Origin of the sequence: Micromonospora sp. S-DT3-3-22, from assembly GCF_015354745.1 — a bacterium.
GTDB lineage: Bacteria > Actinomycetota > Actinomycetes > Mycobacteriales > Micromonosporaceae > Micromonospora > Micromonospora wenchangensis.
Genome location: NZ_JACGMO010000029.1, coordinates 44,810 through 62,687, shown reverse-complemented (window position 1 = coordinate 62,687; position 17,878 = coordinate 44,810). Strand labels below are relative to the sequence as shown.

Below are 17,878 nucleotides of genomic sequence, written 5' to 3'. Positions count from 1 at the left end.
CACCTCCAGGCGATCATCAAACACCGACTCAAGAGCATCCAGTACCGCACCGACCTACTCGACAGCTTCCTCGCCCACACCGGCCTGACCCTCGAACCCGACACAACCTGACCATTCAAGATCTGTAGTCCGTGGTTGTCCGCTCCTGTTCGCCACTTCGGCTGCTCACTTGACTGCTCGGCGCGCCCTGGAGATTTTCCGCGCGGCCGTCACGATCCGTTACGTCACAAGCAGATTCACAACACTCGACACCCGCCTCGGAGGGGCTCACGCTGTGGATCAGCTAGCCCGCGCTACCGGAAATCTGACAGCACCGGCCCTTGCTGATATCAGCAACAGCAGGGATGATCTGACCCCGCTCAAAAGGAGAAGGCAAGCGATGTCGAACGGACGCCCCTCATTCACCCCTGCAGACCTTGTCGGCCTCAGGCAAAACCTCGTTGCAGGATCATCAGGTGGGGCCTCTGCCGTTCCCCGGCCGAGAGTGGGCGAGCGCGCCCTATACGCACACGCATACCTCGGTCGCCTTCGCGGGTCAGAGCAACGCCGGACAGGAGAAGGCGATCCCGATCTCTTCGACCGTCTGGAGGACCTAGCCGAAGACGAAGACTGGGATGGGCGCGACCCACGCTACGTCGGAGAGAGGCGTATTCTGCGAAACTACATCGAATGGACCTTTGAGCGGGCGCACCAGCAAGCTAAAGTCTTGACGAGCCCCGATCAGCGGTTCAGCGCGTTCAACACGGGCCTCGTGACCAACCGACAAGAGGCGGTCTACGGGCTCTTCGAACGCAACCGGAACGAAGACCTCCAACCCTGGTATTTCCGGTCGTGGCGAGTGGAGAGCGACCGGGATGTGCTGGAACACTTTCCTCACCCCCCAGATTACGTTACATACACCGACGACCCCGCAGACTACTACTACGATTGGCGCCGAGACTTGAAGGTCGACCTACGCCACGTCGTCGAGGACAACCTGGACCGTTTTCCTGTTGCCCTGCGGGACGACTCCTACGGCCTCGAACTCCGGCTAGATGCCGCCGTTGAACGAGCTAAGAAGCGAGTGCGCCGCAACTACAAGGCAGCGATCCCAATGTGGTACCCGGCCGCCAACAAAGTTCAACTCCTCCTGCCAATCTCGCTTACCGGGCCAAACGTCGTCGACCTGGCGCTCGTCGTTTCACGACATGGCGAGCACTACCGCGGCAACACCGTGCTCACGGTTGGCATGGCCTACAGCAACGCTCGACTCCTTGCCCGCCCCGACAGCGACTGGCTGCAGCCAGCAGGGGCTGACGTCGTAGAGACAGCACAGGGCCTCGAAGGCTAGGTCCACATCACGCGGGACAGCCCTCGCCGCTGGGTCTGGCCAGTTCCGAGTGATGGTGCCAGCACTACCGGCGTCATTGCTCGGGCCGGTACCCGACCATAGCGACGTTGGCTGCCCTTCTTGCTGCTAAACCATGCGCCCGGTGGGTCAAGACAAAAAGCCTGGACCACCGGCCCCGGACCCATCTGCAAGCCGACCTCGAACAGGCGCTGCTCGTCAAAGCCGACCACGCCGTCGCATGGGCGAAGGTCAACCTGCCAGGACGGACATGGCCGTCCTGGCAGGCTCGGGCCAGCAGGGCACATCTACCTGCCGGCGGTCCGCCACATCGGCAGTCACTAACGACGCACATCGCGGTCACCTAAAGGACGTCTCGTAACTCGGTGAAGGCGTTGCTGGGCACCGGGCTGGTATCACCCGGTGAGGATGATGTTGTGGAGGTGGGCGATGCCGGATGCGGTGTCGGTCAATGTGTGGGCGGCGCGGCGGTAATCGCGGAGGATCTTGAAGGTCTTCATGCGGGCCAGGGTGTGTTCGACTTGGGCGCGGACGGTGCGGTGTTGCTTGTTCAGGTCTTTTTCCAGTCGGGTAGTTCGCTGCCGTCGGTGGGTTTGCGGTACGGGTAGTTCTTGCTCGGGGCGGCCAGGCGGTGGTCGCGGGTCGGGACGAGGGTGCCGTCGACGATGGTGATCTGGTCGATTCTGCGCCGACGTCCCGGGGTGAGGGCGAGCAGCGGGCCGAGGGTGTCGATGACCCGGTGCGCGGCGGAGTGCGACACCCCGAACAGGGGGCCGATCTGCCGCATCGTCAGGTTTTTACGCCAGTACGTGGCCACCAGCAACACCCGATCGGCCAGGTCGAGCGACCACTGCCGGCCCGGCCGCCCATCAGCGATCGCGTCACCACCACGCTCGGCGACCAACCGGACCAGTCTGCGGAACTGGGCAGGCTGCAGCCCGGTGAACCGGAAGATCCGCTCCGAGCGAGCCGCGCTGATCACCCACACCCGGACATGACCCACCATGGCCCACCGACCGAGTTCCGAGACGTCCTTTGGGCTGCCGAACCTGGTTGCCCACCTACGTTGCTGGGGGGTTCTCGGGGGGTGATTCAAATTTTCATAGCCGACCATCTATGCCAGGATGGAGTTTTCCCTGGTCAGCACCTAATACTAGTGCCCCCGGCAGGATTCGAACCTGCGACACACGGTTTAGGAAACCGATGCTCTATCCCCTGAGCTACGAGGGCGCGAGCGCCTAGTCTAGCGACCTGCGGGTTCACCTGGGGTGGCAGGGAGTGGCCCACGTCCACCCACAGCGCCAGGACCCGTGTTCGCCCAGCCCAGGACCACAGCTCGAGCACACGAACCCCCGTTTGCGACCACGAGCGGCTGCGGTGACCCGCGTTGGTACCGGTTGACCCGGGTTGGCATCTGCTGGCGAGCACACGTCGCGCACATCATCGAAGATCAACTAGTGCCTCGCCTTCATACCCACTGCGGCAGTCCTCACGGAAGGAGCACGGAGCGCTCGCCCCAGGAACCTCGACCGGCACCCCACCAAATCCCGGCCGCGTACATGGCGCTCGCGTCTCCATTGGCTACCGCTGGCCGCTGTATAACCCCTGTTGATCATTGGCGGCATCCGTCAGTACCGAGAGGTAGTGGGCCAGCTCCGCCTCCAATACCGCGCCCGCTCGACGGGACGATGCCACATAGTGGCCGACATCAGGAAGAAGCAACACCTTGGGTGCCATGCCGAGAGACGTCAACTCCTCGGCGAGTTCTTGCACATCATCGGCTTCGGCCACCTCGTCAGCGGTGCCGTGGATGAGCAGCACCGGCCGTTGGATCTCGGCGGCACGGACCGCACCTGCGCCCCCGCGTAGCCGCATCGCGTGCGCCTGCTGGAACCGGGGCACCGTCTGCGCCCACCGGTCAGGATCCACGATCGCCGACACGGCGGTGGCGGCGGCGAACGGGCCGTCCTGTGCCACCGCTTGCAGAGCGGTGTATCCGCCGGCGCTGGCACCGCGGATGAACACCTGCCCCGGCAACGCCCGCCCCGCCGATAGCAGGTGCACCGCCACAGCAGCGCAGTCGTCGACGTCGTCCAGGCCCCACCGTCCGTGGAGCGACTTCCGGAACGTCCGGCCGTACCCGGTGCTACCTAGGTAGTCGACGTCAACGATGGCGAACCCACGACTGGTGAAGAACTGCGCCTGCCAGTCCAGGCGCAGCAGACACGAGGCGGTAGGCCCGGGATGCGCGCGAACGATCACTGGTGCGAGCCAGTCCGCAGTCGAGTTCGTCGGCGCGTACACCAGGGCAATGACCTCCCGGCCACCGGCCACCCGTACGCGGAGCTCCGTCGGCGTGGATACCCGCACGCCGTCGAGCGCGGCATGTTCCGGGCTGGCGAGCACCTCCACCTGAGCGGGATCGATGTCAGCCACGTCTACGAGTGCGACCTGCGGGGCTGCGGTCGGCGACGAACCGATCAACGCCACCGTCGTCCCTCGGAGGGCGAGGTACGGCTTGATCGACGTGTACGGCAGGTCGACCGGACGGACAGTGCCGTCGGGCTCGATGACGACAAGGCGGTGTCGCGGCCCCTCCTGCACAACCGCGACGATCCGACCGTCGTTGAGGAAGCCGTACGACGCGTAGCCCAACTCCCAGGGCTCTGCAGCGCATTCGCCCGCGATCGGTGCCACCGCCTCCACCGTGAGGCGGTCCCACCGGTAGAGGTTCCACCAACCACTGCGGTCCGACACGAAGTACAACGCTCCGTCGGGTCCCCATCGCGGCTCTACCGCCGATTCCCCCGGACCACCGGCCAGCTTCACGGGATTCTCGACCTCACCGTGCGGCGAGTAGGCGGCGGTCCACACCTCGCAGGCATCCCACGGCATGTCGTGCTCGCTCCAAGCGGTCCACGCCAACCGACCCGGGCCTGGCCGAGGCGCGCCGAGAAACGCCGGGGACGAGACCAGAGTCCGCATCCGCGGAGCGCCGGTGAGGGGCACCGCCACGAGCTGGTCACCCTGCTCCGACTCCCGCACGGCCAGCAACTCGCCGTTACCGATCGTCAGATCACCGAAGCACCCGTGACCGACCAATTCGAGTTCGTCGCCATCCAGGCGCCTCCGGTAAAGGCGATCTCCGCCGACGCACCACAACGTTCCCTCGGCGACAACGAACGATCCGCCCCCGTACGCGTGCGCTCCGCTGCCGACATCGAAGTTCTTCGGACTGACATCATCCTTGCCATCGCTTGCCCGCCAGCCCGTCACCGTCGTCCCCTGGTCCGCGTCGGGACGGGTCTCCAGCCAATACACGCCATCGTCACCGGCACGTAGCTGGTCGTAGCTCACCGAGGCGCGGACGGCGTCGTCGACCGACACTTCATCGGTCCTGCCCGCCACCCTCACGTGTCCTCCTCGAACAACTCCCAGCAGGCCGGACTACAGCCGGCTCGCCAAACGGTCCGGGCATCGGCAAGGCCGCCGGCCGGTCTCGGCTCTCAGCCGCCAGTTACCACTGCCGTCGCACCGGAGACCGCGTCGGCGACGGCTTGTCCCAGCGGGGTGTTCTGGGTGAGTCGGGCAGCGAGGGTGCCGAGGAATTGGTCGCCTGCGCCGGTGGTGTCGGTGGCGTGGACGTGTGGTGCGGGGACCAGCTTGGTGTGTTCGGCGGTGCTGTAGGCAGCACCGCGGGCGCCTGCGGTCACCACGGCTACCCGTGGTCCCAGCTCACGAAGCTTCTGAGCCGCGATCGTCGGCTCGACGTGGTGCCGGCCGAGGATCGCGGCGGCCTCGTGTTCGTTGCAGACGAAGAGGTCGAGGGCGGTGAGCACGGCTGACCCGAGCGTGGGGTGCGGTACGAGGTTGCCAATGAGTGTCTCGGCCCGGTGGTGCTGGAGGACGGCGTCGACGGCGTCGGGTGGAAGGTCGAGTTGGGTGAGCACGGTTGGTGCGTGCAGTCGCCGTAGCGCGTCGCGTACCTGTCGAGCGGTGAGTTCTGTCGCAGGAGACAGTGCGAGGACGATGTGGTTCTCGGCGTCGGGGGTGACTTCCACGATCGCCACGCCGGTCGGCGCCGATGGTATGAGCTGGAAGAACGACACGTCGACGCCCGCGTCGGTGAGGGCGCGTCGCAGGAAGGTGCCCCAGTCGTCGGTGCCGGCGTTGGCGACCAGGGTGGTCCGGGCACCTGCGCCGGCAGCGGCCCTGGCCTGGTTGAGGCTCTTGCCGCCGGCTGTGGTGGTGGCGGGTGCCGAGGCGAATGTCGTGCGTCCCGGCTGTGGTCGTCGGGGGATCCGGACGGTGATGTCGATGTTGGCTCGGCCGACGACGATCACCTGTGGTGGCGATGGGGACATCTCGTCGGGCTGGTGGTCGGTCATCCGGTGACGGCGACCCGGTCGAGGAGTTCCCGGACCTGCGGGTGCTGGGAGAAGGGCTTGAGCTGCCGAGCCAGGGCGAGAATGTCACGGTGGACGCGTGCTGAGCCGGTCGTGGTGGCCAGGGTCAGCGCTTCGTCGGCGGTGGTCGCGGCCTGCTCCGGTTCGGCGGCGGCCAGGTAGGCGTGTGCTGTCCGGGAGAGGTACATGCCGCGTTCGCGCCGATAGCGGTCAGGCCAGTGGTTGACGGCGGTGGTGAAGCTGGTGATGGCCCGGTGTGGTTGGTTGAGGCGGAGCCATCCCTCGCCCTCCTGGGCGGCCAGGTACGGCGGTGTGCAGAAGGACCCGAGTGCGTGCTCGTCGTCGATGGCCGAACCGGTCGCGACGAGCGTCTGGGCGCGCTCGATCGCGGTCTGGAAGCCGGCGGTGTCGTTGTCGAGGGTGCTGCCGTGTGCTTCCTGCACGGCGGCGAAGGCGTGGACGAGCGGGGGCACGTCGTGGCAGCGGGAGGCGGCGCGGGCCAGTCCGACGACGCGGTCGTCGTCACCGGTGCCGACCATACGTTGCGCCCTGCGTGCCAGCACGTAGGAGCTGAATTCCCGATCGTCGGCCTCCTGAGCCATGCCGGACGCGCGGTCGAGCCAGCGGTCCCCGGCTGTACGGTCGCCGAGGTCGTCGCTGAGCCAGCCGCCGAACTCGCTCCAACGGGCCTCGGTGCTCAGAAGCCGGTCGCGAAGCTGCCCTCGGGCCTGTCGACGGAGGGCGGCGATCTGCGTGATCTGCTGCTCGACGGTAGCCAGGATGGTGCGGCCGCCCAGCTTGTCGTCGGCCTGCACCAGGAGGGCGCGGAGTTCGGCGAAGTGGTCCACGACAGCGGGGTCGACGGCTGTCGGGCGGGCCGCTCCAGCAGGGCCGGCAGCCTTCAGGGCGGTGAGACCGGCGGCGAGTTCCAGCAGTGTCCGCCGGGTGACCCGGAATGACATCGCCTGCCCGTCGGACATGACCTCAAGGGTAGCCGTGGCGACGCCGTCACGGTGCTCCTCGTCAGGTGTGAGGACGATGTCGGCAACAGTCGACAGCGGTACCGCAGTGTCGGGCATGGTGTCCGCGATCCCGTGGACACCATTGCTCGGTGTTGCAGGGTGAGCCGCAGTGCCGACAGCGACCGCCGGCTGCCGCGAGCTCCACAGTGGAGCAACGCCATCGCGGGCTACCGGTGGCAGGGCAGCGGCGATCCGGGCCATCCGCGCCTGTTCACGGGCCAAGACGCTCTGGGCTCGGTACCGTGCCTGCAGCTCAGCGACCTTCCGGTGCTGCGCGATGAGCGCGCCGTCTGCCGAGAGCGCCTGATCGGCAAGCTGCCAGAAGCTGGCGGGTGACTGGCTCCGGCCGATCTCGAGGTTGGCGACGGTGCTTCGGGAGTAGCGGATTCGCGCGGCCAGGCTGGCCTGCGTCAGGCCTGCGGCTGCCCGCCACGCGGTCAACTGCGCGCCGAGCGCCTTCTGCGACTCGGTCACCTGCTCCGGCGTAATCAGCATCCACATCACCGACCAGTTGTGTGATCAGAATTGTCATTCGAAATGTCGGCAGTTTGTCAGAGCTGGCCGACACTCCCGCCGACCGGGTGTTCTGATCCTGCCACAGCGGATCGAGAGAAGCCACTGGCGGCGCCGCGAATGGGTTGCTGTGCGATAACGAGCCCAGCGTGTTGACCCAGCCGGTGCCATCAGTTCGATCGGCGTCGTCAAGCGCTCGAAGTGGAGCTTTCGAATGTCAGAACTGGGAGTGCTGAATGCTCTGAATCGTGGCCGGCGGTGCCGGCATATATCGCTCTCAGGCTCGCAAGCAGCCAGTCGTCTGCTCACCTCGCGCGCCGTCGTCGCCAAAACGGGCTGCACAGGTAGCCGGAGTGCCCGTCACCACCGGGCCAATCGGCACCCGACACACGGACAGAACCCGCTCGGCCGAGTTGGTGGCCCGGGGCCGACCCCGACCGCGCCGCAAGGAAGACCCATCTCACGGAAGGAGCGGACAGCCCAGCCCATCAGGTACGTGGCACCAGCCCGACACGCTTTCGCAGAAGGAGAAACGGCACCGATGACCGACACGATCACTGCTAACCCGACGATCGAGGCTTACACCGGCGAGGTGGATCTGTCCCGTGCCCACTTCGTGGGCATCGGCGGCAGCGCCATGTCCGGCCTGGCTCACCTCCTGGCCGTGCTGGGACACGAGGTGAGCGGCAGCGACGTGAACGACTCGTCCAACCTGGCAGGACTGCGCAGCGTCGGCGTGCGGGTGCACGTCGGACACGACGCCGGGCACATCGCCGGGGCGAGCTGCGTCGTCTACACCACCGTGGCCCGCAACGCTCCGGAGATCGACGCGGCCCGCGCCGCAGGTATCCCGGTGGTGCACCGGGCACAGGTGCTCGACACCCTCGCGGCGAACCGCCGGCTCGTCGCGGTGTCCGGATCGCACGGCAAGTCCACGACGACGGCCATCGTGGCCCATCTCCTGCGCACACTGGGCGGGGATCCCACGTACCTGATCGGGGCCGACCTGACAGGCCCGGGTTCCGGTGCCCACCTGGGCCGGTCACGGCTGCTGGTGGCCGAGGCGGACGAGTCCGACCGGTCGTTCCACTTCCTCACCCCGTCGATCGCCGTGATCACCAACGTCACCGACGACCACCCGGAGAACTTCGTCGACCACGCCGCGCTCCTGCGCGCCTACGTCGGCTTCGGTAGCCGGGTCGCGCCCGCCGGCTTCCTCGTCGTCAACGCCGACTGCGTCGGCGCCACCGTCGCCGCCGACGTCATCCAGAGTGAGCGACCCGACGTGACGGTGCTGCGGTACGGCCGGGACCGCTCCGCCGACGTGCGCCTGACCGACACCCGGGTCGACGGGTGGTCCGGCGTGGCCACGGTGCGGATGCCCGACGGCGGTGAGGTCACGTTGTCCCTGCCGACCCCGGCACCGCACCACCTGCACAACGCGGCGGCCGCCATGGCGTGCGCGACTGCGCTCGGCCTGGATCCCGTCGGCGCGGCCGCAGCGGCGGGCTCCTTCCCGGGGGTACGTCGGCGCTTCGAGCACGTCGACACCCGCGCCGGGGTCACGGTGGTCGACTCGTACGCCGATCACCCGCACGAGATCGCCGCCGATCTCGACGCCGCCCGCGCCCTGGCCGGTGGACGGGTGATCGTGGTGTTCCAGCCGTCCGGTCACGCCCGGGTGCTGGCGTTCGGCACGTGGATCGGCCAGGTCCTGGCCGACAAGGCCGACCATGTCCTGCTGCTCGACGTGCACGGCACCGTCCCACCGGGCCACTCGCGGGCGGACGTCTCGTCCATCGCTGCCCGGCTGCCGGGAGGCCGCTACCGCATGTCCGCCGGCCCGGATCAGGTGGGCCGGCTCGTGGGCGGGCTGGCGAGGCCGGGTGACGTGGTGCTGACGATGGGCACCGGGGACGTGACCGGCTACGGATCGGTGATCATGGACAGCCTCGGCAGCCGGTCCGAGGTGCTGCTGTCCGCCTGACCTTCACGCCGTGACGGCGCCGGGCTCCTCGACAAGCTTGTCGGCAAGCGTCAGGAGCCCGGCGCTGTTGGCGGCCTTGACCAGGACGACGTCGCCCGGACGTAGCCCGTCACGCAGCAACTCCCACGCCGCCGCCACGTCGGCCGCCCGGTCGACCACCGTCGTGCCGCCGTCGGCGCCGGCGGCGTAGTGGGCGGCGTCCGCCCCACCGATCGCGACCAGCCATCCCGCGCCGACCTCGACGACCTGCCGGCCGATCTCCTGGTGCACCTGGGCGGCGTGTTCACCTAGTTCGGCCATCTCACCGAGTACCGCGACCGCCCGCCGGTCCCCACCGGTCATCGTCGACAGGGCCCGTAGTGCCGCCCGCATGGCATCCGGTGCCGCGTTGTAGGCGTCGTTGATGATCGTCACCCCGTCCGCGCGGGTGGTGACCTGCATGCGTCCCGGTGACACCGCTTCGGCCCGCGACAGCGCCTCGGCCACCGCCTCAATCGGATGCCCGAGGCCCAGGGCGACGGTGGCGGCGGCCAGCGCGTTGGACGCCTGGTGCAGCCCGTACAGGCGCAGCCGCACCTGCGCGGTTTCCCCCTCGTGGACGAGTCGGAACGCCGCGCGGCCCAGCGCGTCGACCGTCACGTCCTCGGCCCGTACGTCAGCCGGCCCGTCGATGCCGTAGGTGAGGACCCTTGCCCGGGTGCGGGTGGCCATGGCGGCCACGAGCGGATCGTCGCCGTTGAGCACCGCCAACCCGCCCTCGCCGGGCAGTGCCTCCACGATCTCGCCCTTGGCGAGCGCGATGTTCTCCACCGACCCGAACTCACCCAGGTGCGCGTGTCCGACCCGCGTCACGACGCTGACCGACGGCGGGGCGAGCCGGGTCAGGTAGGCCACGTGCCCGACACCCCGGGCGCCCATCTCCAGCACCAGGTAGCGGGTGTCGGCGGTGGCGCGGGTGACCGTGTACGGCAGGCCGAGCTCGTTGTTGTTGGAAGCCCGGTTCGCGACCGTCTCCCCGAACGCCGACAACACCTGCGCCAGGATGTCCTTGGTCGACGTCTTCCCCACCGACCCGGTCACGCCGATCACCGTCGTGTCCGGCAGGCGGTCGACGACCATGCGGGCCAGCCGGCCGTACGCGGTCGGCACATCGTCGACGACGACAGCGGGGACACCCACCTGCCGGGACGCCAGAACCGCCACCGCGCCCGCCTCCACCGCCCGCGCGGCGTAGTCATGGCCGTCGACCCGCTCACCGGGCAGCGCGACAAACATCCCACCCGGCTCGACCCGCCGGCTGTCGAACACCACAGGCGCCGTGACCGTCACCTCGTCAGACCCGTCCCGCACCGTCCCGCCCACAGCGGCGGCGATCTCTCCCAGAGTCATCGCAAGCACACCGAGAACCTACCGCCCGAGGATATGGACCAGTCGCAGATCCGGACACAGGCCGCCGGCCGCAGCTGGCACCCGAAACACCAGCTCGGGAGGCCGGCACCGCGTCTCGCGATTCGCGGACCGACGACGTTGGGAGTTTGTCGGAGTTCGACTCCGACAAACTCCGACAACGCACCTCTTGACTGCCCTTGGTGTGGTCGTGCCGCAGTTCGGACTGGCAGCATGCCGCCAGCCTGCCCACCGGCGACGATGAACGTGGCGGCGGGGACTCGGCGTGGTGAGCAGCAAGGTCAGCGGTCCAGTGCGCCTGATGACGGCGTACGCGAGGTGTTGGGCCAGGGCCCCTGCGGCGTCGGCGACCTCGTCGAGAAGCTCCGCCGCAGCCCGACGAATGCCGCTCCCGTCCGAGAATCGAGCGGCATTGAGGACTCACTGTCAGGCGGTGGCGTCGACCGGGTCGCGCACCGGCTCGTTCCCGGGATCGTCAGCCGTGACCGCCGGACATGCCCGGCACAGTGCTGACCAGGGCTGTCAGTGCTGCACACACCCCCTGACAGGCCCTCCGTGCCGTCCCCACCCGGTCCAGACACCCTCCCGATCGGGAGGGAACCTCTTCCTGCCCAGGAGGAACGTCGCGCAACTCCCTGTTCCCGCCACTCGGCTTGCCCATCGAGCCCAGGACGCCAAGACCGCTGATGTGGGGACCCATGCGTCGAGCCGGGAATCCGGTCCACCCCCTACCCGGTGTTTCTATCGAGCCCGGTCGGCGGGTTCGGCCGCCTGCGGAGGTGGGGCGGTCGGATCTCGCTCGACGCGCTTCCGAGCGGTCGGGAGACTGGCGGTCGTGAGAGCCGAGATGGTGTTTCCGGACGGCGCGTGGCAGGAGGTCAGGTTCGGTCTGTTCGAGCCGACCCTCGACTACAGCGGCAGCGCATGGGATCGGGACGTCCTCGACCCGTGGGTTGCCACCCACTCGTCGATCCTGGCGGCGTTGCGGCAGGTCGGTGAGCCGAGGATGGCCGCCGTCGCGTTGGCGCACGAGGACCTGTGGACGTTGTACGCGGTGAGCAGGGTGCTGGAGTTGCTGATCCTGCCCAGCCAGCCGCCCGCCACCGATCCCGGCGACCCCACGGACTGGCTTCCGGCTTCGGCGTACCGGCGGTTCGTCGCCGCGATCGGCGGCACGTCGCCAGCCGGGGAAGGGTTCCATCCGTTCCTGCACGAGATCGTCGAGGTCGAGCCAGCGGACGATCCGCAGGCGCCGCCGGTGCTGGCCGGGCAGTGGTGGCCGGGTTGTCTCGTCGGGTCGCTGCTGCTCATGCGCGGCGGCGTGAGCGTCCGCGCCGGCGCCGACCACCTGGATCCCGCGCTCACCGCGACCTCGACGTTGTACTGGGCGTGGCGGCGGCGGTACCGGCAGGTGGCTGACCCGTCGCACGGTTGGGGCAGCAACTCGCAGTGGCGTACCGGCTTCCGCCGTGACTACCGGCTGGCCGACCTGCTCGTCTACAACGCGGACGCGGCGCTGGACCCGACGCCTCCGCATCCCGGCGGCCAGGACCGGAGCACGGACGTGGACCTGCTGCGGTACCGGTGCAGCACCCTGGTCGACCACGGCGACGACCAGTGGGTATGGGACAGCCACCACGTCGAACCCACAGCACCCACCGCAGCGCCGCCTGAGTAAGCGATGCACCCCGAGCGGAGATCCCCCTGGCCGGGAGGGCCCGGCTCAGGTCAGGGGCCGGTCGGGGTGAGTCGTAGTTCGGGGACGTGTTCGGTGGCGGCGTCGATCACGGTGCGGGCGAGGGCTGCCGGGAGGCCGGCTTGCGCGGCGAGGTCCTCGATGGTGGTGTGTTGTTGGTTGAGGAGGTCGACGGCCTTGCCGAGGAGGGAGGGTTGTTCGCGGGGGCCGAGGTCGCCGGGTTCGGGGTGGCCCCACTGGGCGAGCAGGCTCATCCCGCGCCGGTAGGTGTGGTCTCGGTAGATGCCGAGGTCGTGTCCCCGGTAGACGAGGGCTTTCAGGCTGATGCCCCAGCGGCGTTTCAGTTCGTGCAGTCGGTCGAAGTCCAGCCGGGCGGGAAGCTCGGCGGCGAGGGTGGTGCTGGGGGCGAGGAATTCGGAGGCGAAGGCGGTGGCCTCCCGTTCCAGGAGTTGGCTGCCCGGCTCGGCGTCGTGGTGCAGCAGCAGATGGCCGAGTTCGTGGGCGGCGTCCATCCGGGAGCGGGCCTTGTCGTTCTTGGCCGGGTTGAGGAAGACGAACGGTCGCTGGCCGTACCAGTGTGAGAACGCGTCGACCCGTTCGGAGGCGTCCGGCAGGGACAACACGATCACCCCGTGCGCCTCCAGCAGCCGTACCATGTGCGGCACCGGCCCGTCGTCGAGGCCGAACTCCGCACGTGCCGCCGCGGCGACCGTACGGACGTCCTCGGCCCGGGCCGGTTCCGGCCAGTCGAGCTGCGGCAGCCGCAACTGCGGCAGCCGCAACTGCCGGCCCACGGCCTCGACGACCCGCCAGGCGACCTCACCGAACGCCTCCGCCTGGTCCCGCTCCGCCTGACTGGTGGCCCGCAGGCTACGGAAGTGCGCCCGTCCCGGCGACGCCGGAGCCGGGACCCCGGCGGCGAAGAACTCCACAGGCATCGCCAACGCCAACGCCAGCCGGGCCAGCACCGCCGCCGAGGGGCGGGCCTGCCCCAACTCGTACTGGCTGACCGCCGCCGCCGTCACCCCGACCTGCCGGGCCAACTCGTTCTTCCGCATCCGCCGCCACCTACGGGCCAACCCCAGCGCGTGCGGCTCGAACCCCGCCACGGCCGCGGTGACCGGCACCGGCGGGCGAACCCCGCCCGTCACGCCCGTCGGCCGGCAACAGCACCGAGGGTACGACCGGAGCCGGCAGCGGGCCGCAGCGGGCCGAGCGGCAGTTCCGGCACGGGCAGCTCGTCGTGGCGCTGCGCCGGGACCCCGACGGGGTCACCGACCATCGGCAGCGGCGTCCCCACCGTGACGGCGTCACCGAACCAGAGCGTCACCTCGAACCACGGCGACCCGCCCTCACGGTTGTCACGGGGCAACCCGAGGTACGCCGTCGCCTCGCCCGTGCCGATGTCACCGGTGTGCGCGACCCGCAGGTGCCGCTTCGGGGGCACCACCCCGGCGAAGACCTCCGGGAACTGCTCCGCGTCGTCGAAGGCCAACTGCCCGTCGCGGCTGTTCTCCACCGCCCCGCCGAGGCGGGCCTCGCTGCCCTCCCACCGGATCGATTCGATCCCACCCTGCAACGAGTACAACCGCACCACATAGCCGGCGCAGAGGATCTCCAGGGAGTTGTCCTCCACCCGCACCCGTACCCCGTCGACACCGTCGAAGGACGCCTTGCCCAGATTCGTCAGGTTCCGCCACACCGTGGTGCCGAAACTCATCGCGTCGTCACCCAGCTCCGGCTCGTGCCGGTCCGCAGCGCGCCGGTACACCTGCCGGATCAACCCGCCCAACGGCTCCAGCACGCCCCGCCCGTCCAGTACCGCCACCGCGTCATCCAGCAACCCCATGCCGCAGAATCTAGTCCATACCGCAGTTGATGTTGCGGAAATCAAGCAGCCGACACGCCCGACGTCGAACACGGTGCCGCCGACGCGGGCCTCACCGGACGACGCCAGCGACGCGCGCCCGGCAGCCCTTTCCGAGGCGGCTTCGGGTGCGAGAGGCCTACTCCTCGTCGGGGTCCTCGATGCGGACGCCCAGTGCACCGGCGAGGGCGTACGACAGGGCGATGAGGTCCTGGTGGGCGAGGACCGCGCCGGTCATGCTGGTCACGCCGCCGATCCCGGTGAGGTCGCAGCGGGCGAAACGGGTGCCGTCCATGCCCGCCTGGGAGAACTGCGCGCCGGTCAGGTCGCAGTCGGTGAAGCGGGCGCCGCGCAGGTCCGCGTGTTGGAAGTCGGCCCGGGTCAGGTTGCAGCCCTCAAACGCCACGTTCGCGAAGGTGGTGAACCGCCACGACGACAGGTCGAGTCGGCAGTCCGCGATCGTGACGTCCCGCAGCGCCCCGTTGACCCACTGCAGGCCGGTCATCCGCGCCGTGGACAGCCGTACCCGGAGCATCGACGACCTGTCCGTCCGCAGGTTCGCCAGGTTCGTACCCTCGAACACGCAGTCGGTGAACCGCGCCGCCTCCAGCCGGGTACCGCTGAGGTCGGTGCGGGTGAGGCGGCACCGGGTGAACTCGGCCCCGTCCGCCGACCGCCCCGACAGGTCGAGGTCGCCCAGGCCCAGCCGCTCGAACGTCGCCTCGTCGCCGATGGTCAGGTCCCCGGCGGAGGTCAGGTCCGGCGACGCCGGCAGTTTCGGTGCCGCCGGAGCCCGCCACCGGGCGGCACCACGAGCGGACGAACGGGCGACCATGCCGCGCACGCTAGCCCAACAGGTGCAGACCGCCGACGGTGGCACGCGGGCGGTCAGGCGGTTCTGGGCCGGTTCCGGCGGATCTTCTCCGCGACAGCGTCGGCGGCGTCGTGGTGCATCTCCCTGGTGACGCTCTGGTACGTGTCGCGGGTCAGGGTGGTGGTGGAGTGGCCGAGCTGTTCGGAGACGACCTTGATGTCCACCCCGGCGGCCAGGGCGATGGTGGCGGCGCTGTGCCGCAGGTCGTGCAGGCGGGTCGGCGGGAGCCCGGCCTGGCGTACGAGCCTGCGGAACCGCTGGGTGACCCCGCTGGGATGCCACGGCCGGCCGTCGGGGCGGACGAAGAACAGGCCGGTGTCGGGCCACGCCTCGCCGGCGGCGAGGCGCCACTGGGCGCGGCGGGCCCGGTAGGCGGCGAGAACCCTGACCGTCTCGGCGTCGAGGGCGAGGTCACGGTTACCCGCCCTGCTCTTGGGCTTCTTGCGTACGGCGGTGTAGCCGTGGGTGGCGATCTGGTGGTTGATCGTCAGCTCACGCCTGTCGAGGCGGACCTCGGCGTCGAGCAGCCCACAGGCCTCGCCACGCCGGGGACCCCGGTAGGCCATGAGGTGCCACATCGGGTACAGGTCGGGTGCGTGCACCCGGGCGTGGTCGAGGAACGCGACGATCTGCTCGTCGGTCCACACCATGACCCGACCCGGAACCTGCCCGGTGGCCCTCCACCGCTCCACGCGTTCGGCCTCCCACACGATCGGCACCGGCCGGTCGCCGGGAACCTTGACCAACGCGGCCGGGTTGGAACCGACGATCACCTCCTCGGCGAGAGCGTCGTTGATCGCCTTACGCAGGCAGGCGCGGATACGCTGCCGGGTCGACGCGCCGGTGGTCCGGACACCGACGACCGACGCGCGCACGTCAGGGTCGCCGCTGGCCCTCGCCGCACGGATCTCCTGGTTGCGGCGTTCGATCGCGGCGAACATGGCCCTGATGTGGCCGGTTCGCAGCCTGTCCAGCGGGATCTCCCCGAGGTGCGGGATCAGGTGCACCCGGACGAGCGACTCGTAGCCACACGCGGTGTTGTCATCGACGGTCAGGTGGGTGAGCCATTCGGTGAGGTACTCGCCGACGGTCACCATGTCAGCCAGCGAACCGTCACCACGCAGCCGTTGCCGGATCCGGTCCACCTCGGGCAGCGGCCGGCCCGACCGCACACAGTTCTGCAACAGGTCGGCGATCTCGGTACGACGGCCGCGGTCCCGGACCGCGAGGGCGAGCAGTGCCCGGGCGTGGTCCAACTCGGCGGCGGCGTCACGGCGGGTCGACAGCCCGGACCGGCGCAACTGCCGACGCCGACCGTCACTGGTCGGCGGCAGTTCCAACTGGTAGGTCCAGTGACCGTGCTCGAAACTCCAGGACCGGTTGGGGCGACGCAGCTTCGGGCACTCGTTGCCCAACGGCCTACCGGTATCGGGGTGGCGGCAGCCGCAGCGTTTGAAGATGCTCCCGTCTGGCATAGCTTGTGGTGCTCCTCGGGTTCGTGGTGCGGCATCGGTTTGTCGATCGACATCCACGCGTGACACGCCGCGACGATCAAGTCATCGACGGACACCGGCCATCGCCGGGGTCGACGCTGCGGCCAGCGGGTCCGCCCTTCGGCTCCGGCGAGACAGGAGGGCAGCGCGGAGGCGGTCAGGGCGGGTCCCCGACGCTGTCGGCGTCCCCTGCGTCCGGCCCGGGACCGGTCGGATCCGGCAGGTGCAGCATGGCCAGGATCGGCGCGGTCGGTACCCGGTAGCGGGCACCGACCCGGTACAGCGGCGTGGGGAACGCGTCACGGCGGGCCAGCTTGTAGGCGGCCGAGCGGGACATGCCCAGGATGGCGGCGGCCGTGGCGAGGTCCGTGCTCGGACCCAACGCGCGGATCCGCTCGGCGGTCCACGCCTGCCGCTCCTCATGGCGGGACGCCTCATCGGTGGCGGGTGTGGCGGTTCGGGTTCGTCGTGGCGGTCGCATGGTCGGTCTCCCTGATGAAGAAGCTCGCGGTGACATGGTGAAAGACCCGGCGACGAAGGACGCCGGGTCCGAGCGGTGCGAGGCGTGTCTTTGGTGTAGGGGCCGTGGCACGGCGGTAGCGTGGTCGGCCTGCGGCAGCGGAGGTGAACGGTGGCCAGGACGTGGTTGTCGATCCGGGTCGAACTCGTCTCCGGGCGGGGCGAGGACTACTGGCCCCGGCCAGGCCGGATCCTCGCCGCCGCCAGGTCGCACACGTTCGAGCAACTGGGCACGGCCATCGACCTGGCCTTCGCCCGCTGGGACCTCGCGCACCTACGGCTGTTCACCCTGGCCGACCAGACCCCGGTCTGCTCCTTCCGAACGTGGGAAGACACACCGGACGGCGCGGTGGACAGCGACAGGACCACACTGGGCCGACTCGCACCGAGTGATCAGTTCGCCTACGTGTTCGACATGGGCGACGACTGGGCCCACCTGTGCACCGTCGCCGACTACCGCATCGACCCACTCGACGAACTCGGCTTGGCGGTCACCCAGCCCACCCCGTACCGGGGCTGGGGCGACATACCGGACCAGTACGGCCGCCGCTGGGACGGCGACGACGGGTCCGCTGCGCCGAGACGACCCAGCAATCCCCTGGTCGACCTGCCGCCCGTCCTGCCGTGGTGGGGACCCCGACGGCGGTAGCCACGGCCGACAACCTTCGTCGCCGGCCACCACGTCCGCGCAGCGCCACGTGTCGTAGGTGACGCCGGCGGACGGCGGTGACCTGGCCGACCACTGT

13 protein-coding genes, 1 tRNA gene and 1 pseudogene are annotated in these 17,878 nt (G+C 69.4%); 4 read left to right on the top strand and 11 right to left on the bottom strand.

Annotated features, from left to right (window positions below; translation table 11 throughout):
* Positions 1 to 274 precede the first annotated feature (274 nt).
* Positions 275 to 1,330, top strand: coding sequence for a DUF3825 domain-containing protein (locus H1A17_RS11505; RefSeq protein WP_194821838.1), 1,056 nt, complete (start codon positions 275 to 277; stop codon positions 1,328 to 1,330).
* 413 nt (positions 1,331 to 1,743) lie between these two features.
* Here H1A17_RS11505 and H1A17_RS11500 read toward each other — a convergent pair.
* The 5 genes and pseudogenes from H1A17_RS11500 to H1A17_RS11480 all read right to left on the bottom strand — a co-directional run bounded on the left by H1A17_RS11500 (position 1,744) and on the right by H1A17_RS11480 (position 7,277).
* Positions 1,744 to 2,354, bottom strand: a pseudogene (locus H1A17_RS11500) (transposase family protein).
* A gap of 151 nt (positions 2,355 to 2,505) precedes the next feature.
* Positions 2,506 to 2,578, bottom strand: a tRNA-Arg gene (locus H1A17_RS11495).
* A 351-nt stretch (positions 2,579 to 2,929) separates the two neighbouring features.
* The gene (locus tag H1A17_RS34385; RefSeq protein WP_309236755.1) at positions 2,930 to 4,756 is read right to left on the bottom strand and encodes a prolyl oligopeptidase family serine peptidase; all 1,827 of its coding nucleotides are present in this window, start codon (positions 4,754 to 4,756) and stop codon (positions 2,930 to 2,932) included.
* Between the two features lie 98 nt (positions 4,757 to 4,854).
* Entirely contained in the window at positions 4,855 to 5,736 is an 882-nt protein-coding gene (locus H1A17_RS11485; RefSeq protein ID WP_194821837.1) for a PfkB family carbohydrate kinase, read from the bottom strand.
* Positions 5,733 to 7,277: a helix-turn-helix transcriptional regulator gene (locus H1A17_RS11480; protein ID WP_228543349.1), complete on the bottom strand. Its 1,545-nt coding sequence runs from the start codon at positions 7,275 to 7,277 to the stop codon at positions 5,733 to 5,735. The genes H1A17_RS11485 and H1A17_RS11480 overlap by 4 nt, the downstream gene beginning before the upstream one ends.
* Positions 7,278 to 7,830: 553 nt before the next feature.
* On the opposite strand from H1A17_RS11480, the gene murC reads away from it, so the two are divergent.
* Complete coding sequence (gene murC / locus H1A17_RS11475; protein WP_194821835.1) at positions 7,831 to 9,276, top strand: UDP-N-acetylmuramate--L-alanine ligase; 1,446 nt, start codon at positions 7,831 to 7,833, stop codon at positions 9,274 to 9,276.
* A gap of 3 nt (positions 9,277 to 9,279) precedes the next feature.
* Here the strand turns inward: murC and murF are convergent, their stop codons facing one another.
* Positions 9,280 to 10,665: a UDP-N-acetylmuramoyl-tripeptide--D-alanyl-D-alanine ligase gene (murF, locus tag H1A17_RS11470; protein WP_194821834.1), complete on the bottom strand. Its 1,386-nt coding sequence runs from the start codon at positions 10,663 to 10,665 to the stop codon at positions 9,280 to 9,282.
* A gap of 853 nt (positions 10,666 to 11,518) precedes the next feature.
* Here murF and H1A17_RS11465 point away from each other — a divergent pair.
* The gene (locus H1A17_RS11465; RefSeq protein ID WP_194821833.1) at positions 11,519 to 12,361 is read left to right on the top strand and encodes a hypothetical protein; all 843 of its coding nucleotides are present in this window, start codon (positions 11,519 to 11,521) and stop codon (positions 12,359 to 12,361) included.
* Positions 12,362 to 12,411: 50 nt separating this feature from the next.
* Here H1A17_RS11465 and H1A17_RS11460 read toward each other — a convergent pair whose 3' ends face one another.
* From H1A17_RS11460 to H1A17_RS11440, 5 genes are all read right to left on the bottom strand, one after another.
* Complete coding sequence (locus H1A17_RS11460) at positions 12,412 to 13,488, bottom strand: XRE family transcriptional regulator (RefSeq protein ID WP_309236756.1); 1,077 nt, start codon at positions 13,486 to 13,488, stop codon at positions 12,412 to 12,414.
* A 38-nt stretch (positions 13,489 to 13,526) separates the two neighbouring features.
* Positions 13,527 to 14,228, bottom strand: a complete 702-nt coding sequence (locus H1A17_RS11455; protein WP_194821831.1) for a hypothetical protein — start codon at positions 14,226 to 14,228, stop codon at positions 13,527 to 13,529.
* Between the two features lie 157 nt (positions 14,229 to 14,385).
* Positions 14,386 to 15,081: a pentapeptide repeat-containing protein gene (locus H1A17_RS11450; protein ID WP_194821830.1), complete on the bottom strand. Its 696-nt coding sequence runs from the start codon at positions 15,079 to 15,081 to the stop codon at positions 14,386 to 14,388.
* Positions 15,082 to 15,134: 53 nt separating this feature from the next.
* Positions 15,135 to 16,595 carry a site-specific integrase gene (locus H1A17_RS11445; RefSeq protein ID WP_194821829.1) on the bottom strand — a complete coding sequence of 487 codons (1,461 nt, stop codon included), beginning with the start codon at positions 16,593 to 16,595 and terminating at the stop codon, positions 15,135 to 15,137.
* Positions 16,596 to 16,770: 175 nt separating this feature from the next.
* Entirely contained in the window at positions 16,771 to 17,094 is a 324-nt protein-coding gene (locus tag H1A17_RS11440) for a helix-turn-helix domain-containing protein (protein ID WP_228543336.1), read from the bottom strand.
* A gap of 150 nt (positions 17,095 to 17,244) precedes the next feature.
* Between H1A17_RS11440 and H1A17_RS11435 the strand changes: the two genes are divergently transcribed.
* Entirely contained in the window at positions 17,245 to 17,781 is a 537-nt protein-coding gene (locus tag H1A17_RS11435) for a hypothetical protein (RefSeq protein WP_194821828.1), read from the top strand.
* Positions 17,782 to 17,878: the final 97 nt, after the last annotated feature.

Coding starts and splice junctions, on each gene's coding strand:
- H1A17_RS11485 (WP_194821837.1), bottom strand. CDS start 5,736: ATGACCGACCACCAGCCCGACGAGATGTCCCCATCGCCACCACAGGTG.
- H1A17_RS11480 (WP_228543349.1), bottom strand. CDS start 7,277: ATGTGGATGCTGATTACGCCGGAGCAGGTGACCGAGTCGCAGAAGGCG.
- murC (WP_194821835.1), top strand. CDS start 7,831: ATGACCGACACGATCACTGCTAACCCGACGATCGAGGCTTACACCGGC.
- murF (WP_194821834.1), bottom strand. CDS start 10,665: ATGACTCTGGGAGAGATCGCCGCCGCTGTGGGCGGGACGGTGCGGGAC.
- H1A17_RS11455 (WP_194821831.1), bottom strand. CDS start 14,228: ATGGGGTTGCTGGATGACGCGGTGGCGGTACTGGACGGGCGGGGCGTG.
- H1A17_RS11450 (WP_194821830.1), bottom strand. CDS start 15,081: ATGGTCGCCCGTTCGTCCGCTCGTGGTGCCGCCCGGTGGCGGGCTCCG.
- H1A17_RS11445 (WP_194821829.1), bottom strand. CDS start 16,595: ATGCCAGACGGGAGCATCTTCAAACGCTGCGGCTGCCGCCACCCCGAT.
- H1A17_RS11440 (WP_228543336.1), bottom strand. CDS start 17,094: ATGCGACCGCCACGACGAACCCGAACCGCCACACCCGCCACCGATGAG.